The sequence below is a fragment of the Thalassospira profundimaris WP0211 genome (genome assembly GCF_000300275.1).
Taxonomy (GTDB): Bacteria; Pseudomonadota; Alphaproteobacteria; order Rhodospirillales; family Thalassospiraceae; genus Thalassospira; species Thalassospira profundimaris.
The window spans coordinates 99,746-117,398 of the sequence record NZ_AMRN01000011.1; the positions used below are offsets into that span (position 1 = coordinate 99,746).

Annotated in this window: 19 protein-coding genes; 13 read left to right on the forward strand and 6 right to left on the reverse strand. The window is 55.9% G+C overall.

From position 1 onward, the window contains the following. Positions 1 to 175: 175 nt before the first annotated feature. The 4 genes from TH2_RS18130 (at position 176) to TH2_RS18145 (ending at position 4,244) form a co-directional block, all read left to right on the forward strand. Complete coding sequence (locus TH2_RS18130) at positions 176 to 1,207, forward strand: TRAP transporter substrate-binding protein (protein ID WP_008891900.1); 1,032 nt, start codon at positions 176 to 178, stop codon at positions 1,205 to 1,207. An 83-nt stretch (positions 1,208 to 1,290) separates the two neighbouring features. Continuing rightward, complete coding sequence (locus TH2_RS18135) at positions 1,291 to 1,788, forward strand: TRAP transporter small permease (RefSeq protein ID WP_008891901.1); 498 nt, start codon at positions 1,291 to 1,293, stop codon at positions 1,786 to 1,788. Then, positions 1,781 to 3,172, forward strand: coding sequence for a TRAP transporter large permease (locus tag TH2_RS18140; RefSeq protein ID WP_008891902.1), 1,392 nt, complete (start codon positions 1,781 to 1,783; stop codon positions 3,170 to 3,172). Before TH2_RS18135 ends, TH2_RS18140 begins: the two co-directional genes overlap by 8 nt. 127 nt (positions 3,173 to 3,299) lie before the next feature. After that, positions 3,300 to 4,244 (forward strand): helix-turn-helix domain-containing protein, encoded by a 945-nt coding sequence (locus TH2_RS18145; RefSeq protein WP_008891903.1) that lies wholly within the window; start codon positions 3,300 to 3,302, stop codon positions 4,242 to 4,244. Here TH2_RS18145 and TH2_RS18150 read toward each other — a convergent pair. After that, the gene (locus TH2_RS18150) at positions 4,241 to 4,732 is read right to left on the reverse strand and encodes a GNAT family N-acetyltransferase (RefSeq protein ID WP_008891904.1); all 492 of its coding nucleotides are present in this window, start codon (positions 4,730 to 4,732) and stop codon (positions 4,241 to 4,243) included. The two genes, TH2_RS18145 and TH2_RS18150, sit on opposite strands and share 4 nt — an antisense overlap. Before the next feature lie 168 nt (positions 4,733 to 4,900). Between TH2_RS18150 and TH2_RS18155 the strand changes: the two genes are divergently transcribed. The 3 genes from TH2_RS18155 (at position 4,901) to TH2_RS18165 (ending at position 8,699) form a co-directional block, all read left to right on the forward strand. After that, positions 4,901 to 6,109: a TIGR03862 family flavoprotein gene (locus TH2_RS18155; protein WP_008891905.1), complete on the forward strand. Its 1,209-nt coding sequence runs from the start codon at positions 4,901 to 4,903 to the stop codon at positions 6,107 to 6,109. A gap of 195 nt (positions 6,110 to 6,304) precedes the next feature. Next, positions 6,305 to 7,867 carry a hypothetical protein gene (locus TH2_RS18160; protein WP_008891906.1) on the forward strand — a complete coding sequence of 521 codons (1,563 nt, stop codon included), beginning with the start codon at positions 6,305 to 6,307 and terminating at the stop codon, positions 7,865 to 7,867. 160 nt (positions 7,868 to 8,027) lie between these two features. Further along, complete coding sequence (locus tag TH2_RS18165) at positions 8,028 to 8,699, forward strand: class I SAM-dependent DNA methyltransferase (RefSeq protein WP_008891907.1); 672 nt, start codon at positions 8,028 to 8,030, stop codon at positions 8,697 to 8,699. A 30-nt stretch (positions 8,700 to 8,729) separates the two neighbouring features. Here TH2_RS18165 and TH2_RS18170 read toward each other — a convergent pair whose 3' ends face one another. Next, positions 8,730 to 8,921, reverse strand: coding sequence for a hypothetical protein (locus tag TH2_RS18170; RefSeq protein WP_008891908.1), 192 nt, complete (start codon positions 8,919 to 8,921; stop codon positions 8,730 to 8,732). Between the two features lie 246 nt (positions 8,922 to 9,167). Here TH2_RS18170 and TH2_RS18175 point away from each other — a divergent pair, with 246 nt between their 5' ends. From TH2_RS18175 to TH2_RS18185, 3 genes are read left to right on the forward strand one after another with little or no spacing between them, the layout of a single operon-like run. Next, positions 9,168 to 10,589 (forward strand): MFS transporter, encoded by a 1,422-nt coding sequence (locus TH2_RS18175; protein ID WP_008891909.1) that lies wholly within the window; start codon positions 9,168 to 9,170, stop codon positions 10,587 to 10,589. A gap of 16 nt (positions 10,590 to 10,605) precedes the next feature. Continuing rightward, on the forward strand, positions 10,606 to 11,109 hold the full coding sequence (locus TH2_RS18180) for a MarR family winged helix-turn-helix transcriptional regulator (RefSeq protein WP_008891910.1): 504 nt from the start codon (positions 10,606 to 10,608) through the stop codon (positions 11,107 to 11,109). A 4-nt stretch (positions 11,110 to 11,113) separates the two neighbouring features. Then, positions 11,114 to 11,923, forward strand: a complete 810-nt coding sequence (locus tag TH2_RS18185) for a siderophore-interacting protein (protein WP_008891911.1) — start codon at positions 11,114 to 11,116, stop codon at positions 11,921 to 11,923. A 78-nt stretch (positions 11,924 to 12,001) separates the two neighbouring features. Here the strand turns inward: TH2_RS18185 and TH2_RS18190 are convergent, their stop codons facing one another. Both TH2_RS18190 and fdhA read right to left on the reverse strand, forming a co-directional pair. Beyond that, positions 12,002 to 12,661 carry a hypothetical protein gene (locus tag TH2_RS18190; RefSeq protein WP_008891912.1) on the reverse strand — a complete coding sequence of 220 codons (660 nt, stop codon included), beginning with the start codon at positions 12,659 to 12,661 and terminating at the stop codon, positions 12,002 to 12,004. A 157-nt stretch (positions 12,662 to 12,818) separates the two neighbouring features. Further along, positions 12,819 to 14,015: a formaldehyde dehydrogenase, glutathione-independent gene (fdhA, locus tag TH2_RS18195; protein WP_008891913.1), complete on the reverse strand. Its 1,197-nt coding sequence runs from the start codon at positions 14,013 to 14,015 to the stop codon at positions 12,819 to 12,821. A gap of 403 nt (positions 14,016 to 14,418) precedes the next feature. Here fdhA and TH2_RS18200 point away from each other — a divergent pair, with 403 nt between their 5' ends. Further along, positions 14,419 to 15,747 carry a permease gene (locus tag TH2_RS18200; protein WP_008891914.1) on the forward strand — a complete coding sequence of 443 codons (1,329 nt, stop codon included), beginning with the start codon at positions 14,419 to 14,421 and terminating at the stop codon, positions 15,745 to 15,747. A 16-nt stretch (positions 15,748 to 15,763) separates the two neighbouring features. Then, positions 15,764 to 15,994, forward strand: coding sequence for a thioredoxin family protein (locus tag TH2_RS18205; protein WP_008891915.1), 231 nt, complete (start codon positions 15,764 to 15,766; stop codon positions 15,992 to 15,994). 77 nt (positions 15,995 to 16,071) lie between these two features. On the opposite strand, the gene TH2_RS18210 is transcribed toward TH2_RS18205, so the two are convergent. Continuing rightward, positions 16,072 to 16,290, reverse strand: coding sequence for a DUF3126 family protein (locus TH2_RS18210; RefSeq protein ID WP_008891916.1), 219 nt, complete (start codon positions 16,288 to 16,290; stop codon positions 16,072 to 16,074). Positions 16,291 to 16,568: 278 nt separating this feature from the next. Here TH2_RS18210 and TH2_RS18215 point away from each other — a divergent pair, with 278 nt between their 5' ends. Continuing rightward, on the forward strand, positions 16,569 to 17,324 hold the full coding sequence (locus TH2_RS18215) for a glutathione S-transferase (RefSeq protein WP_008891917.1): 756 nt from the start codon (positions 16,569 to 16,571) through the stop codon (positions 17,322 to 17,324). A gap of 17 nt (positions 17,325 to 17,341) precedes the next feature. Here TH2_RS18215 and TH2_RS18220 read toward each other — a convergent pair whose 3' ends face one another. Continuing rightward, on the reverse strand, positions 17,342 to 17,653 hold the full coding sequence (locus tag TH2_RS18220) for an AtuA-related protein (RefSeq protein WP_008891918.1): 312 nt from the start codon (positions 17,651 to 17,653) through the stop codon (positions 17,342 to 17,344).

Sequence of the window (17,653 nt, forward strand, 5' to 3'; positions counted from 1 at the left end):
AGATTGCCTTTAATTCGACATGGCTGAAATGCGCCAAACGCAAGTCATGTGATAAAAAGAAGAACAAAAACAATAACAAAAAGAACTCTTGGAAAACTTCGCACGCTAGATGCGCATCGTGGCTGAACGTTTGTCAGCGCAATGAACGCGACAAGACGTTCAAAGGAGGAAGAGAATGAAACAGATCACCAAATTGCTTGCCGGTGCAGCTGTCGCGACGATGGTGTCGTTCGGCGCACACGCACAGGAAGTCACCCTGACCGTCCACCATTTCCTGGGTCCGAAAGCACCGGCCCAGTCGAAAATGATTGAACCGTGGGCCAAGAAAATCGAAGAAGAATCAAACGGCCGTATCAAGTTTGAAATCTTCCCGTCCATGTCGCTGGGCGGCAATCCTCCGGAGCTGTATCGTCAGGTCCGCGACGGTGTTGCCGACATCGTCTGGACCCTTCCGGGTTATACCCCGGGCGTCTTCCCGCGCCTTGAAGTATTTGAACTTCCGGGTGTTCACCTTGGCGATGCACGCGCAACCAACCTTGCGATGTGGGATCTTCGCGATGAATATGCCGAAGACCTTACCGACATTCACCCGCTTGCCGTTCACGTGCATGCCGGTCAGGCCATCCATCTGACCAGCAAGGAAGTCCGCACGGTTGATGACGTCAAGGGTCTGAAGCTGCGTACCCCGACCCGTACCGGTTCCTGGGTAATTGAATCATGGGGCGCAGAGCCCGTTGGCATGCCGGTTCCGGCCCTGCCGCAGGCCATGTCGCTTGGCGTGGTTGATGGCGGCCTGGTGCCGTTCGAAGTTGTGCCGCCGCTGAAGCTGGCTGAACTGATTTCCTATTCTGTTGAAGGCGAAGGCGTAAATTCACGCTTTGGCACCTCGACCTTCCTGTTTGCAATGAACAAGGACCGGTATGAGAGCCTGCCAGATGACCTGAAAGAAATCATCGACCGTAACTCCGGCCGTGATTTTGCCGCTGAAATCGGTGACGTGTTTAACGGCGTTGAAGAAGTCGGCAAGCGCATGGTCAACGAAGGCAAAGGTCAGGTCGTTGAGATCACCGCTGCTGAAAAGGCAACCTTTGACGATGCGTCTGCATCGGTCGTGGATCGCTGGATCGAAGAAGCCAATTCCAACGGCATCGATGGCGCGAAACTTGTCGAAGATGCCAAGGCCGCTGTTCAGAGCCACACCAAGTAACATCCCGACGTTGCTGGTAAATCTTGTGGGGTCACGTATCATGGCGATACGTGACCCTCTGTTCCCGCAAGAATGTTAGAGATATGAAAAACGTGCTCTACAAGGCCGCTTCGTGGCTTGCTGTTGCCGGTGGCATGCTTGCCCTGCTGATCTCGATTGTTACGATCGTAAACGTGACCGCCTTTGGTCTCGACAAGATCGCCCGGCTGTTTGATGCCAACGTCCCGGCCATTATCGGCTATGAGGACTTTGTCAGCATGATCGTCAGTTCGGCGGCGTTGATGTTTTTCCCCTATTGTCAGGCACATCGCGGCCATGTCGCGGTGGATGTTTTCATCAAGATGTTTCCCGACTGGTTTGCGCGGATGGTCGATACCCTGTCGTCCGTTCTGATGACCGCACTCGCCCTGTTCCTGGGGTATATGATGGTCAATGGCCTGATCGAAGTGCGCAGCGACAATACCCTTTCGGCAATTTTGGGCTGGCCGATCTGGCCGTTCTATGTCCCGGGCATCATTGCGATGTTCCTGTGGGCGGCAATTGCCGGAAACCAGATTTTCGAGAGAGAGGCCGATGTCTGAACGTGAATTGATCGGCCTTGGTGGCCTTGCCCTTCTCTTTGTGATCCTGGCACTGCGCGTGCCCGTCGGCCTTGCCATGGTGGGTGTCGGCATTGGCGGCAACTATGTGCTCAGCCTGTTTTTCCCGTTCCTGCGCTTTGATCCCTATCTGCAGCAGTTCAAATCCCTGCTGTACGGGATTGTTTCGAACTACGAACTGTCCGTCGTGCCGCTGTTTGTTCTGATGGGATACCTCGCAAGTCAGGCTAATCTTTCGCGCGATCTGTTTCAGGGCGTAAACGCTATCCTTGGTCGTTTCCGCGGTGGCGTTGCCATGGCTGCCATCGGGGCGTGTGCCGGTTTTGGCGCGGTGTGCGGATCATCACTTGCGACCGCATCGACCATGGGCAAGGTCGCCCTGCCCGAGCTTGACCGCCTGAAATACTCGCCACGTCTGGCAACCGGTACGTTGGCTGCGGGTGGTACGCTTGGCATTCTGATCCCGCCATCGGTGGCGCTGGTGATTTACGCCGTCACGGTTGAGGCATCGATCATTCAGATGTTTCAGGCGGCCATCATTCCGGGGCTGATTGCGGTTCTGTTCTTTATGGCGGTGATTGCCATTCAGGTGCGCCTGAACCCCTCACTGGCCCCGAAACCGGAACCGATGCCAGCAGCCGAGCGCAAGGAAGCCCTGCTGCGCCTGATCCCGGTGATGGTGATCTTTGGCTCGATCATTCTGGGGCTTGGTGCCGGTCTGTTCACCCCGACACCGGCCGCCGGCGTGGGCGTGTTCGCCATTCTGGTGTACGGCGTCTATATGCGCATTCGCGGCAAAGGTGGCCTGACCTGGAAAGGTCTGCGCCAGTCGCTTAAAGACACCGCCATCACATCCTCGATGATTTTCTTCATCCTGCTGGGTGCTGAAATCCTCAAGGGCTTCTTTAGCCGTGCCAACCTTCCGGCCTATATGGCAGAGGCCGCCGCGACGAGCGGCTTTGATCCGTGGCTTGTCATGGTTCTCATGCTGCTTGCCCTGATCCTGCTGGGCTGCTTCATGGAAAGCCTGTCGATGATTGTCGTGGTCATCCCGTTCTTCTGGCCGGCCCTTGTTGACATCAATGGCGGCGACTGGGCGACGGCGGCAACCGCGGCCTATGGCATGGGGACCGAGGATCTGAAGATCTGGTTTGGGATCCTCGCACTCATTGTCGTGGAGCTGGGGCTGATTACGCCACCGGTGGGACTGAACGTGTTCATCATTAACGCACTCGCCAAGGGTGTCCCGATGAGCCAGACCTTCCGCGGTGTGATGCCGTTCTTTGGCGCCGAGATCATCCGAATTCTGCTGCTGATCTTTGCCCCGATATTGACGTTGTTTGTGCCAACCATCCTTGGCAATTAGCGACGATCAAATGTCTTGCAAAAGCCCGCCCGATATCGTGGCGGGCTTTTCTTTTTGTCGGCCCCAAAACCGGCTAAACTGCTCCGAGACACAACGCCTTAACATGCCACCGCAGCTCAGAGCATCCATGCGCAACAACATCCCGATCTACAAGCTTTATGGCGAACGTGACGCGGCAGCAAAGCCGGGCACGCACGATGGCTATGATCTGGACCCTACCAGCACGTCTGATCCGCAACCAATTACGGAGCCGGAATTCTTTCACCTTGAAAGCATCCCGGAACGATCGCGCCTGCATGATCTGCATATCAAACCGCACCGCCATACCAACCTGTTTCAGTTGCTGTACATCACCCGTGGGCAGGCCGAAATCAGCTTTGATGACCAGCACCTGACCATGCAGGCTGGCCAGTTGATTACGGTTCCGCCCGGCACCGTGCACGGCTTTAAATTCAGTGATGATATTGATGGTTGGGTGATCTCGCTGACCGACTATCACCTGCAGGAAATCCTGAGCCCCGCGCCGAAACTCCTCGCCCGTCTCGATCAGGCGGTCTGTGTTGATACGCGCTCAACATCGGGAGACACCAACGGCCCGGCGGATTTCCTGATATCGCAACTGGTCACAGAATACTACAGCCACAATACCGGCCGGCTGTTTGCCCTGCGTCATATCCTGGGTCTTTTGCTTTTGGGGATCGGGCGCACCGTGCCACAGGACCATTCCGCGCGCCTGTCGCGACAAGAACAAAAGACCGAGAAATTCCGCAAGTTTCAGACGCTGGTCGAAACCTTTTACAAGCAGCACAAGTCGCTTGATTTCTATGCCCGCGAGATTGGCGTGACCACAACCCAGCTTAACCGCATTGCCAAGGACATCTATGGCATGACCGCAAGCGAGGTGGTGCAAAACCGCCTGATGCTCGAAGCCAAGCGCACGCTGATTTATACCGACATCGCCATTCAGCAAATCGCAGATGAACTGGGCTTTCGCGATGCCGGGTATTTTTCACGCTTCTTCACCAAAAAAGCCGGGGTTTCCCCGGCCCGGTTCAGGCTTGATAACCGCTAGTTTGCGGCGCTTCGCAACGTTTCAAGCGTCAGCCACATGCGCACCTGATCGACCACGCGGCCAGACCGGGTTTTCCAGCCCTTGGCAATGAACTTCTCCTCGCCAAACCCGACCTTGCGATAGAGGTTAAGCGCATTGTCATTGCCATCAACAACATTCAGCCACAGCTTTTCATATTCCGGCGTTTCGGCAATTTTGGCCGCTAAGCTCGATAGTGCCGCCTTGCCAAAGCCCTGCCCGCGTTCAAACACGCCAAACTCATCGACCTTGGGCAAAGTCGTCGCCATTTCGGTCATATAGACATAGGCCACAGCCTTCTGATCAATGCGAAACACCCAAAGGGCAGTGTCCTTTGATCCGGCAAGTGCCGCACTCAGCGCCTCATCAGGCACGCGCGCGATCGCATCATAAAACTGCACATCTTCCATCATCTCGCGAATGCGCAGCAGCTCGTCTTCAGTTGGCGTTTGCCAAGTACCGGTAATCATGCGTCTTGTCCTGAATGGCGTGTGGTGGCGTTAGAAGATGGCAGTGGTAAACAGCCCGTCTGGTTCGGTCAAGCACCACGACACGCCCTGCATGCCTTCGGACAAATTGCCATTGCCGGCCAAAGCCGCTAAAACCAGCCGATAGCACCGCATTTCAAAAGGCCGCACATGCCCGACCACACCCCCAGCACTCCGGCAACCCGCCCTGCCCCGAATGGCAAAACCGCCATGGTAATCGGTGCCGGTCCGGCTGGCCTGATGGCGGCCGAACGGCTGGCGGGTGACGGCTACGCGGTGACGATCTATGAGGGCATGCCAAGTGCCGGGCGCAAGTTCCTGATGGCCGGGAAATCGGGGCTTAACATCACGCATAGCGAAGACCTTGAAACCTTTCTGTCGCGCTACGGCACGTCGCGCGCGCGGCTTGAACCACATTTGCGCAAATTCGGGCCCGATCAGATCCGCGAATGGTGTGCCGGGCTGGGTGTTGAAACCTTTGTCGGCTCGTCGGGCCGGGTTTTCCCGACCGCGATGAAGGCAAGCCCGCTTTTGCGCGCCTGGCTTAGGCGACTTGAGGGTCTCGGCTGCACCATCCATTACCGCCATTACTGGACCGGTTGGAACGACGCAAATCAGGCTGTTTTCAAAACGCCCGATGGCGAAGTCACCGCAACCGCCGACATCACCATTCTGGCCCTTGGCGGCGGCAGTTGGAAACGCTTGGGATCAGATGGCAAATGGATGGAAATCCTGCGTAATGCCGGGATCAAGTGCAACCCGTTCAAACCGGCCAATTGCGGCTTTGAGATCGACTGGACCGACCATCTGATCGACAAATGCGCCGGATCGCCGGTCAAGGCCGTGACACTGACATGTGGCGACCAAACGGTACGCGGCGAGTTCGTGATTTCCAAAACCGGGATTGAAGGCAGTGCGGTTTATGCGATCTCCGCGACACTCCGCGATCAGTGGCTTGAAACCGGTGTCGGCACGCTCAAGCTTGATCTTTGCCCCGACCGCACACTTGATGACGCCACCAAGCGCCTCGCCAAGCCACGCGGTAAAAACTCGCTGGGCAATCATTTGCGCAAAACACTTGGCCTTGATGCCACCAAAACAGCCCTCATTTTCGAAGTCATCCCGCGCGAAACCTTGAACGACCCCGCAGCCCTCGCCACCACCATCAAAAACCTGCCACTTAAAATCAAAAAGCCCCGTCCACTGGACGAGGCCATCAGCACCGCAGGCGGTGTCGCATGGGAAGAACTCGACGAGAACTTCCAACTCATCAACCGGCCCGGCACCTACTGCCTCGGCGAGATGGTTGATTGGGAAGCACCGACGGGTGGATACCTTCTAAGCGCCTGCCTAGCCTAAAATACCTCTGATTGTATTTTCGCAGATACTATCCCCCCATCGATACCTTCCTAGGTTGAAAAAGACGAAATCTAATTGACCATACAATCGGTTAGGTTTTAACTTTTCCAAAAGCACTGCAGAAAATCGTTGCACCGCAATGATGTAGCCAAGTGCCGTAAATATATTCGGGTCGAGAACGGTTGGGGAACCACAATGAAAAAAGCGATCTTGCGGGCGGGTTTTGCGCTCGCTGGCCTGGGACTATTGTCCGGGTGCGTTACCGAGCGTCAGGAATTCACTGAAAACCTGCAGCTTTATGGCAGCAATCCCTATATCGAAGCACCGCACGTCAAGGATCTTGAGCAACGCATCCGGAACGTTACCCTGGCCGAACGGATTATTGGCCCGGAGTTTCAGACCAAGTTTGATCCGCGCAACAAGGCCATCCTTGATAACTTCAGGGACAGTTACAATCATGCGGAACTTGTCGCCAACATGGCACTGACCCGCATCGAGTTTGATACTGCGGTTGCCAGCACCTATCCGGTAATTGGCAGCGAAACCGGGTGCGAGGTCGCAAACAAGGACGCCTATTTCTATAACAATGACGACGAGCCGACCTCCTTTGACTGGGAGTTTGTTCGTGGGACCTGTGAGGACGGGCTGGCGCACGGCATTGGCGAACTGCGTGCAGCGCAATCGGATGCCCGTTTTGTTGGCGAGTTTGATCGTGGCGTGATGATCGATGGGCTGTTCACCATGAAGCGTGAAGATGGCCGCTCGGTAACACAGATCGGTGGTGTTCCGGGTGAAACCCATACTGCGCGGTTCCTGACCACCCAAACGCACCCGAATGGGTATCAATGGCACCTTTATGGTGACTTCAATAACAAAGGCCAGTTTGATGGCTTTGCTATCAATATCTGGGGCTACACCAACCTTTTGCACGTCTATGAGGCCGGACAGTTCGTCACCGATAAACTGAACGGCTTTGGTGCGCGCCAGGTAGAACGTGATTACGGCGATGGATCAGCCTGGCACGTCTGGATCGGCTTTTATAGCGATGACACGCTTAACGGCTGGGGCGCGTGGACCAATACATATAACGCGTCAACGGTTGGCCTTTGGAAGGACGGATCGCTAAACGGGATCGGTTATGCATCTGACACCAACTATAATGATGGCTCGCATCGGTTTGATGTCGGGAACTATGTTGATGGCGATGCTCATGGCCCGTTCAAAACCACGGAACACGGCATGTTCGGCGAAGGTGAAGTCGTTTTGCATTACGACCATGGTTCACGCGTTTATGACGAAAGCGGCGATTTCGACTTCGGCCAAATGATTGCCCTGACGGCGGGTGCTGTTGCCATCGGCTCCGCCGATATTGATGCGACATCCATGGCGGAAATCGGCGGTGCGTTTGCAGCAGACGTCCTTGGTGATACGGGTGGTAGCAATATGCAAAGCCTGCAAAGTGCCTATAACTCCCGACTGGCAAATATACAGTCTTCCGGCACCGGAAGCGGCGGCACTGACGGCAGTTCCGGCGGCACCAGCGCCGCTGCAGGTGAAAAACTCAACGAGTTTGATACCACAATCACCTGCCCAGATACCGGTGTTACCAGCGATATCACCATCCCCTATCGCACGGAGGCTTGCCGGGTCGCGGCCCTTGATTTCGCCAAGACCTTTTCGTGCAACAAGACCGATCAGGATCGCGTTATTCAAAACTGCCAAAGTGCCTGCGGCCATCCGCAGTGCCTGCAGCAATAACGCAGCAATCGACTTAATCTGCTGATCGACACAAACACCCCTGCTGAGCTCTCAGCAGGGGTGTTTTGCTTTGGCCGCATTTGCAATGCAGCATGGTCTGTGCCTTAATAGCCATCTTCTAGATTTAAAAAATCCAAGAATAAAAACAGCGAGGTGAGCCATGACGGGTGCCAGTGATGGCAATTCCAGCAGTGTCGGATATTCTGACAGCGCATCTGACCTGACGCGTATGACCGATGCCGGGCCGGACGCCCTTGCCGCCTATTACGACAATTGGGCTGGCAGCTATGATGCAGACTTGCCCAAGATGGGCTATGAAGCGCCCAAGCGGGCGGCGGCCATCATGGTTGAACAAGGGGTGCCGTTTGATGCGCCGATCCTTGATGCCGGATGTGGCACCGGGTTGGCCGGGCTTGAGCTTGCAAAGGCTGGATATACCGATATTACCGGCATCGATCTGTCGCTGGAATCCCTACAGGCGGCCGAGGCCAAAGACGTTTACCGCCACCTTAAAAAACGCGACATGAACAAGACGCTGGCCTTTGGCGACAATGGTTTTGCGGCTGTCCAGTGCATTGGCACACTGACCTATGTGCGTGAAATCAAGCAGCTGTTTTCCGAGTTCTGCCGTGTGGTTAAACGCGGCGGGATTGTCTGCTTTACCCAGCGCAGCGATCTGTATGACGATGCCTTCACCAAGGCCATTCAGGCGACCGCCAAGGCCAAGAAGTGGGAGCTGATTTCCCATTCAGAGCCAATGCCCTACCTGCCCAACCACGAAGATTTCGCCGACAAGAAGCACATTTTCTATGATGTGTACCGGGTGAAGTAACCCTGCGATTGGGGTTTTACGCCTGCCCACCTAGTGGCAATGAACCGTGCCCGCCTTGCGATCCATGTGGCAGCACTGACCGGGTGGGGAGCTTTTGCGACAGCCACCGCCATGCTCAATCGACTGGTCCACAGTCACCGGCTGTGCGTTTGTCGGTTCTGGCATAACCGCCAGGCCGAGTGCAAACGGCATGACTGCGGCAATCATCAGAACTGTTTTCATCGTTATCCTCCCTGTTTATCCCGTGATCATAGCATCCTCACGCGGCAGAAATACTAGCTTTAAGGGCAGGTTAAAAACATAGTTGACAGTATCAACCATTTTCATATAGTTGATACTGTCAACCATTTAAGGATCGCGTCTGCACCCCATAAGCGCCCCACGCTTTGCCGACGCGACACCAAGGCGACATGCCGTGCCTGAAACCAAGGCTCCTTCGCGCACACCATTTGATAAAGAGACTGCCCCATGCCGATCCCTCATATCCCCCGACTTAAGATATCACCCGAAGTGCATCCCGATGGGCTGCCGGGACCACGGCGCATTTATGCGGCACTGGCGCTTTTGATCACAATCATGATGGCGGTGCTTGATGGCACGATCATGAATGTCGCCCTGCCCGCCATCGCCCATGATCAGGGCGCAACACCGGCCCACGCGATCTGGGTGATTACGGCGTATCAGTTGGCCATCGTGGTGGCCCTGTTGCCGTTTGCAGCCCTTGGCGAAGCCATCGGGTTTCGCAAGGTTTACCTGAGTGGGGTTGCCCTGTTCGGGGTGGCATCCGCCCTGTGTGCGATGGCCCCGACGATCGAGCTTCTGACGGCAGCCCGCGTGTTACAGGGCCTTGGCGCGGCTGCGATCATGAGCATCAATGCCGCCATCATGCGACATGTTTTCCCGCATGCGAAACTCGGCCAGGCGATTGGCTGGATCGCAATGACGGTGTCGGTTTCGGCCGCCGCCGGGCCCAGTATTGCATCGGCTATCATGGCGGTTGCCAGCTGGCACTGGCTGTTTTTGATCAATCTGCCGATGTCGGTTCTGGCGGTTGTGATCGGCTATTTCAGCCTGCCTTTCAATGCACCAAGCCGGGCCCGGTTTGATTTCATCAGTGCGTTTTTGAACGTTCTTACCTTTGGCGGGCTTGTCGCGGCGCTTGGCAATATGGGCATTGAAAGCAACCCGACCCTGATCGGTGCACAATTTGCCGTATCGTTTGTTGCCGGTGTCTTTCTGGTGCATCGCCAATTGTCGCGCACGCGTCCGATGCTGCCGCTTGATCTGTTGAAAATTCCGGTCTTTGCCTGCTCTATCGGGTCCTCTGTCACCGGTTTTTGTGCGCAGATGATTGCGTTCGTCACCCTGCCGTTCTATTTCCACGATGTGTTGGGACAAAGTGCCACCATGACCGGTCTTTTGATGACGCCATGGCCGGTGGCGACCGCGATCATCGCCCCGATTGCCGGGCGGTTGGCCGACAGGTTTTCGCCGATCCGCCTGACCGGGATTGGCATGGCGGTCTTTGCCATCGGGCTTTATGGCACAACGCTTGCCGCCGATGCCGGTGGCTTGGCGCCGATCATTGCCGCCCTTGCGCTTTGTGGTGCCGGATTTGGTCTGTTTCAGGCGCCCAATAACCGCCTGATGCTGACCAGTGCGCCGCGTGAACGTTCTGGCGGGGCCAGCGGGCTTTTGTCGACTGCGCGCCTGACCGGCCAGTCGGTTGGTGCGGCCCTTGCCGCCATTCTGATTGGTACCGGTGGCGGCTTTGACCTTGCGACCATCATGCTGGTTGCCAGTGGCTCGGCCGTTATTTCCGCCATCATTTGCGAAGGACGCCGCCATGCCCTTCGTTCCGGCTTGATTGCCAGCCCGGCTGGCGTGTGAGGAAGATACGATTGTCATGACCGAAGAAGATCAGGTCCACGTCCCGGGTGAAACCCTGCATCGGTTGGTGCATGCCTATAAACGCAGACTGATGCATGCGATGCAGGCAGCCGACATGCCGATGCCGATCTCGCACAAGCGGGTGATGAAATGGATTGTCAAAATCCCCGGCATCACCGCCCAACAAATGGCCGAAAAATCCGGTCAGGACAAAGGCCGGATCACGCGGCTGTTGAAAGAACTTGAAAATGACGGGCTGATTGAACGCCGCCCGCACCCCGAAGATCGACGAAGCCAAACCCTGCATTTGACGGCCGCCGGCAGCGCAAAAATGGAAGATTTCCGCGCTGTTGAAAAAGAAGTCAGATCACGCATGACCAGCGGCCTTACGCCACAGCAGATCCATGATTTTGTCGAGATCGCCAATCTGATGTCCGACAATCTGGAAACCCACAAATGCAAGAAACTGGACTTTGCGGGCGACAGCCCAAATGACCAAGGACTTGGGACCAAGGAGTGAAGAAATGAGCAAACCTTCCCAACGCGATCTGACCGTGATCAGAAAGGGATACGTCACCCCCAATATGCTGCGTGTCACCCTTGGCGGTGACGGCATGAAGGACTTTCCAGAGGATCAGGAAAGTGCCTATGTCAAACTGATGTTTCCGATTGAAGGCGACGACAAGGGCCGCGTTTTGCGCCGGACCTATACCGTGCGCCACGACCGCATGACCGATCAGGGCCGCGAGATCGATATCGATTTCGTCATGCATGGTGCTGGTGATGATGATGATGATGATGATGGCGCAGACAGTCATGACCATGGTGGCCCCGCCTCGAACTGGGCGGTCAATTGCCAGCCCGGCGATGTGATTACCATCGGTGGCCCCGGCCCGAAAAAGCTTGTTGATCCGACGGCTGACTGGTTCCTGATTGTTGGCGATATGACGGCCTTGCCCGCCGTATCGGTCAATCTGGAAACCCTGCCCGATAACGCACGCGGCTATGCCGTGATCGAAGTCCGGTCCGAGGCCGACATGCAGGATTTGAAAAAGCCCGACAACATCACAATCGAATGGGTGATCAATCCGCGTCCGGGCGAACAAAACACGGTGCTGAGTGATGTGGTCAAACGCATCCCCTGGCACACCGATGGTCGGCTTTCGGTCTGGGCGGCGTGCGAATTTACCTCCATGCGCGAACTGCGCAGCTACTTCCGCGATGAACGCGGCCTTGGCAAGGATGATCTTTATATTTCAAGCTATTGGAAGCTTGGCATGAATGAAGACACCCACAAGGTCATCAAGTCCGAGGATGCCAAAACGGCGGCCTGATCGGCACACGACGCAATCGAACAAACATTTCGGGCCCCTTTGCGGGGCCCGTTTGCGTTTGGCGATTGATCGAGCTGATCAGGCATATTGCGCATGCAGGCGCGCCATGCGTCTGCGCGCGAAAAATCCGGCATGCTGGGTTGTCTGAACCATTTCCGGGTGCAACTGTCCATCCTCGTCACAGACAAAGGCCCGGCTGGCACCGATCACGCCCTTTTCCGAGCTATAGACCGCAATGACGATGATTTCGATGCGGCACTTGCCTTCGCCGACTGCAGTATCAGGATCATTACCTGTGTCTTTATCGCTGGCGCGGGCCTGATGCGTAATCCGCCGCATCAGGTTTTGCAGCGCGCCCAGTTCGATGCATCTGCCGGATTCAAGCGGGCCTTGCACTGTCAGTTCCTCAAGACGGGCGGCATGGGCCGATTTACTGCCCTGATCGGTCTGGAAATCCACTTCCGGATCGCTGTCTGTGACCTGCTCACACACCTGATGCGTTTCATCGCCAATACAGACAAGCACCTTGTCGATATGGATGGCTTCCTGGCTCATATTGCTGATCAGAAAGCGCGCCTTGTCCGAATTGCCAAGCATCTGGTTGATGACGATTTTCGGACGTCTGACACGGCGATAGCTTTGAAACAGCAATTGCGCATAGAAAATCCACACCATCAATGTTGCGATGCTGACCCCGACCTGAAGCAAGGTCGCGTGTTGTTCAATCCATGAACCCATCGGGACCCCCTGAAATCAAAATCGACTTTACGGGCCGAACTCAACGTTGATCCGGCACCATCAACGCAACGTGCCGCCAGCGGTTTTGTTTCAGGGGGATGCAAAACACCCCGGCCAAAGACCGGGGTGCCAGAGATGCGTTTTGGTGAATGCTTGGTCAGGCAGCGACACTGCCATGCGGGTCGATGACGAATTTCTTCGCCGCCCCGCCGTCAAAGTCGGCATAGCCTTTTGGTGCCTGATCAAGGTTGATCATCTGCACATTGACCGCCTTGGCGATATCGATCTTTTCAAACAGGATCGCCTGCATCAGGTTGCGATGATACTTCATCACCGGGCACTGACCGGTATGGAAGGAATGGGACTTTGCCCAGCCCAGACCGAACCGCATGCTAAGTGCGCCCACCTTGGCGGCATCATCGACCGCACCGGGATCCTCGGTCACGTACAAGCCCGGAATGCCGATCGAACCACCGGCACGGGTCACCTGCATGGCAGAGTTCAGAACCGTTGCCGGGGCTTCGTGATTGTGGTTGCAGCCACAGCCATGGGCTTCAAAGCCCACACAATCGACAAAGCAATCCACTTCGCGATCATTCAGGATCGCTTCAAGCTGGTCTTCCATCGGCATGTCTTTTTTAAGATCGATGGTTTCACAGCCAAAGCTGCGTGCCTGTGCCAGACGATCATCAATCATGTCGCCAACAATCACGCAGGCCGCCCCCAAAAGATGCGCCGATGCCGCCGCCGCAAGGCCAACCGGACCGGCGCCGGCGATATAAACTGTGCTGCCCGGACCAACACCGGCCGTGACACAGCCATGGAAGCCGGTCGGGAAGATGTCGGACAGAAGCGTCAGATCGCGGATTTTCTCCATCGCCTGATCGGCATCAGGGAACTTCAACAGGTTGAAGTCGGCATAGGGCACCATGACATATTCGGCCTGTCCGCCGACCCAGCCGCCCATATCGACATAGCCATAAGCCGCACCCGGACGTGCCGGGTTTACATTCAGGCAAATGCCCGTCAGGCCGGATTTGCAATTGCGGCAACGCCCGCACGCAATGTTGAACGGCACGGAACACACATCACCGACCTTAAGGAACTCGACATCCCGGCCGGTTTCGACAATCACGCCGGTGATTTCATGGCCAAGAACCAGCCCCTCGGGCGCGGTTGTACGGCCGCGCACCATGTGCTGGTCACTGCCACAGATATTGGTGGTGATAACTTTCAGGATGACGCCATGGTGGCATTTGCGATTGCCCAGCGCCAATTCCGGAAACGCGATGTTTTCAATTGCGACTTTTCCCGGACCTTTGAATACAACGCCACGATTTGATGGACTGCTCATATTCTGTTTCCTCTTCCCTGATTTGGAGTGTCAGGATTGTTGTTGATGTCCGGGTCCATGCGATCTTGCGCCGCACCCCTGCCCGAACCGAACCCACCGCGCGTTTTTTGATATTCGCAGTGCAACCAAAACGGTAGGCCCGCGTTCGCGCCACTGTCAAACGAACTGGGCTGCGCCCCCTAAACTTCCTCTTGTGCTGAGAAGATTTGCGACGATTGGTTGAAATCGGCCTTCGAATGTTTCCGAGCCCGATCCGTGTTCAGCGCGACCATCCGGAAAATGGCGGGATGCCCTGCCCCGCGTCGCGGCAGTGCACAACGTTGCGATGTATCAAAGTAATAGTCGGCCAATCTGGATAGATTAAAAACAACAACGCCCGTCGTGGTCATATGGAGACCGTCCGATGCTTCATCGCCTGATCGCGCTTTATCGTGAAAACCCCCGCGAAGGACGGCTGTTTGCCGCCATTTCGCTGGGCTTCCTTGCGATCTATTTCATCCCGGCTGGCACGGGGCGGTTTGACAATGCGGTGCTTGAGGCCGTCTATCTGACCAACTGGTATGCCCGCGAACATGTGATTTTGTGTTTGCTTCCGGCCTTTGTGATTGCCGGGGCGATGGCGGTTTACATCAGTCAGGGATCGGTGATGCGCTATCTCGGCCCGGATGCATCGCGCCCTGTTGCACTTGGCGTGGCATCAATCTCGGGCACGTTGCTGGCGGTTTGTTCCTGCACGGTATTGCCGTTGTTTGGCGGGATTTACAAACGCGGTGCCGGGCTTGGTCCGGCGATTGCGTTTCTGTATTCCGGGCCCGCGATCAATATCATGGCGATTGTCGTCACGGCCAAGGTATTGGGGGCTGAAATCGGCCTTGCGCGCGGGGTTGGCGCGATTGTCTTTGCCATTGTCATCGGCCTGATCATGCATCTGATCTATCGTCACGAGGAACATGATCGCGCCCAGAAATCCAAACGCGGCTTTGGCGGCGACGATGATGGCAAACCGCTTTCGATCACCATTGCGTTTTTTGGTCTGATGGTTGGCATTCTGGTCTTTGCCAACTGGGCTTCCGTCCCCGGAAGCCCAGTCTGGATGGCGGTTTATGATGTTAAATGGACCACCACCGCCCTTCTGGCGGCGGGCTTTGCCGGACTTCTGATCTGGCAATGGAATTGGCCGGTTAAACAGGTCTCAGGGCTTGCGGCAATTGTCATCCTTGCTGCCGTGATATTTCCGCAATATCCGCAACTGGCCTTTGCCATTGGCGTGATCGGCCTGATGATGATTGCGCTGACGCGCGACCAGGACCGTGAATGGGTCGATCAAAGCTGGGATTTCACCAAACAGATTTTGCCGCTTCTGGTGATGGGGGTGTTCATCGCTGGCCTGCTGCTGGGCCGACCGGGGCATGAAGGTCTAATCCCCAACGAGTGGGTGCAGGCAGCTGTTGGCGACAATTCCCTGACCTCGACCGCGCTGGCATCGGTTCTGGGCGCGTTCATGTATTTTTCGACCTTAACGGAAATCCCGATTGTCGAAGCCCTGATGGGCGCAGGCATGGGCAAGGGACCGGCTCTGGCGTTGCTTTTGGCCGGGCCTGCTTTGTCGCTGCCCAACATGTTGGTTATCCGCACCGTGATCGGCACGCAGAAAACGCTGGTTTACTGTGCGCTGGTCGTCGTCATGGCGACGATTTCGGGCTTTGTTTACGGCAACATTCAATCATTCTGATCACAGGAGATCAAAGATGAAACTCAGCATTTATGGCAGTGGTTGCGCAAAGTGTCAGGCATTGGCCAAAAACGCCGAAGCAGCCGCACAGGCGCTTGATCTTGATTACGAGATCGAAAAGGTCACCGACACCAACAAGATCATTGATGCCGGCATCATGCGGACCCCGGCCCTGATGGCCGATGACGACATCCTGGTCGAAGGCAAGGTCGCCACCCCGGACGAAATCCGTCAGATGCTGTCGTAGCAAACGCAAAACGCCCCGGCCAAAACTGGCGACGGGGCGTTTTAAATTCGATCAGTCAGATCAAGTCAGATCAGAGATCAGGGTGCCGGCGGCAGATCTTCTTCAAGGATGACAAGGTTCAGCGAGTAGCTGACTTCGCCTTCATCCTCGTCACGATGGACAACACCGACGAACTCGTCGCCAACACGCATTTCAATCGGATGGCCTTTTTTCTTGGGCGCATCAATGGCGATTTTCGGGTTATCAAACGTGCGACGCAGATAATCTTCGACGCGTGCGATCTCTGTCGGTGTCATAGGACTTGCCCCTTGTTCTTTCCAACGGCTTTGGTCTGCAAGACCACAGGATATCTCATACGCACTTTGGCGTCTGCCCTCTATCCTAAAGTCTTTTGTTAAATCTGGTGCACTGTCCTTTCACAAACCGGACAGTAAAATCAAGCCCATCGGGCCAAAAAAGTCGTAAAACCGGCCATTTTTTGCAGCATACGCGTTAAGGAGCCGGATGTTTGCGCATTCCGGTTGTCACGCGATTGTCTATTGCATTGCCCGCGGGCACCGTTTAAGCCAAATATATGACCGAAATCGAAGTTATGCCCAAGGCTGAAACCAGCACCGCATCTGCCAAAACCGAAACCACCGACCTTCCCCCTGCGAAGGCCATAGCAGACGCTGCTGCGCAATCCCGGCCCATCCTTTACAGTTTCCGTCGCTGCCCCTATGCCATGCGCGCACGTATTGCCTTGCTGGCCGCCGAAATTGACGTCGAACTGCGTGAAGTTGTCCTGCGCGACAAACCGCAAAGCATGATCGATGTATCGCCCAAGGCAACCGTCCCGGTTCTGGTCCTTCCCGATGGCACGGTGGTCGATGAAAGCCTTGAAATCATGGTCTGGGCACTTGCGGAAAATGATCCGCTTGAATGGCTGACACCCGAAAGCGGCACGCTTGACGACATGCTGGCCCTGATTTCGCAAAATGATGGCCCGTTCAAGCATCACCTTGATCGTTACAAATATCCCAACCGCTATGAAGACGTAGACCCGCTCGAACATCGTCGGGATGCGGAAAAGATCCTTAACCGCCTTGATGGCCGGTTGGCGGTTGGCAAATACCTGTTCGGGTCCCGCCCGGCCTTGGCCGATTTCGCCATTGCCCCCTTCATCCGCCAGTTTGCCAATACCGACAAAGAGGCGTTTGACGCCATGCCGTTCGTTCATGTGCAGCGCTGGCTTGATGATTTCCTGGCCTCCGAGCTTTTTGAACGCGCCATGACCAAATATGACCAATGGCACGAAGGCGACACGCCGGTGATTTTCAAGGCGGCGTAAGTCGCTGGCTTGTCCGGTTAGCGTTGCACCTCAATCGGCAAGGTCAGCAGCCGCGAACTCAGGCATTTGCCATGCGGATCGAGTGCAAGGGACCGCGTAACCCCGCCGCCCAGCGCCTCATACATCACAAAGTTAAGCGCCCCGATCTGCGGCAATTCATAACGCACGACATCGCCCGCAATCAAAGAGCCGAAATGATCTCGAACCCGTTCTGCGGTCACCTGTTCAAGCAAAACAGGCCAGTCTTCCGGGCGATAGGCAATCACTGAAACGTTTGAGATATTCCCCTTATCGCCGGTGCGCGAATGCGCAATATCGCGAAGCTGCAT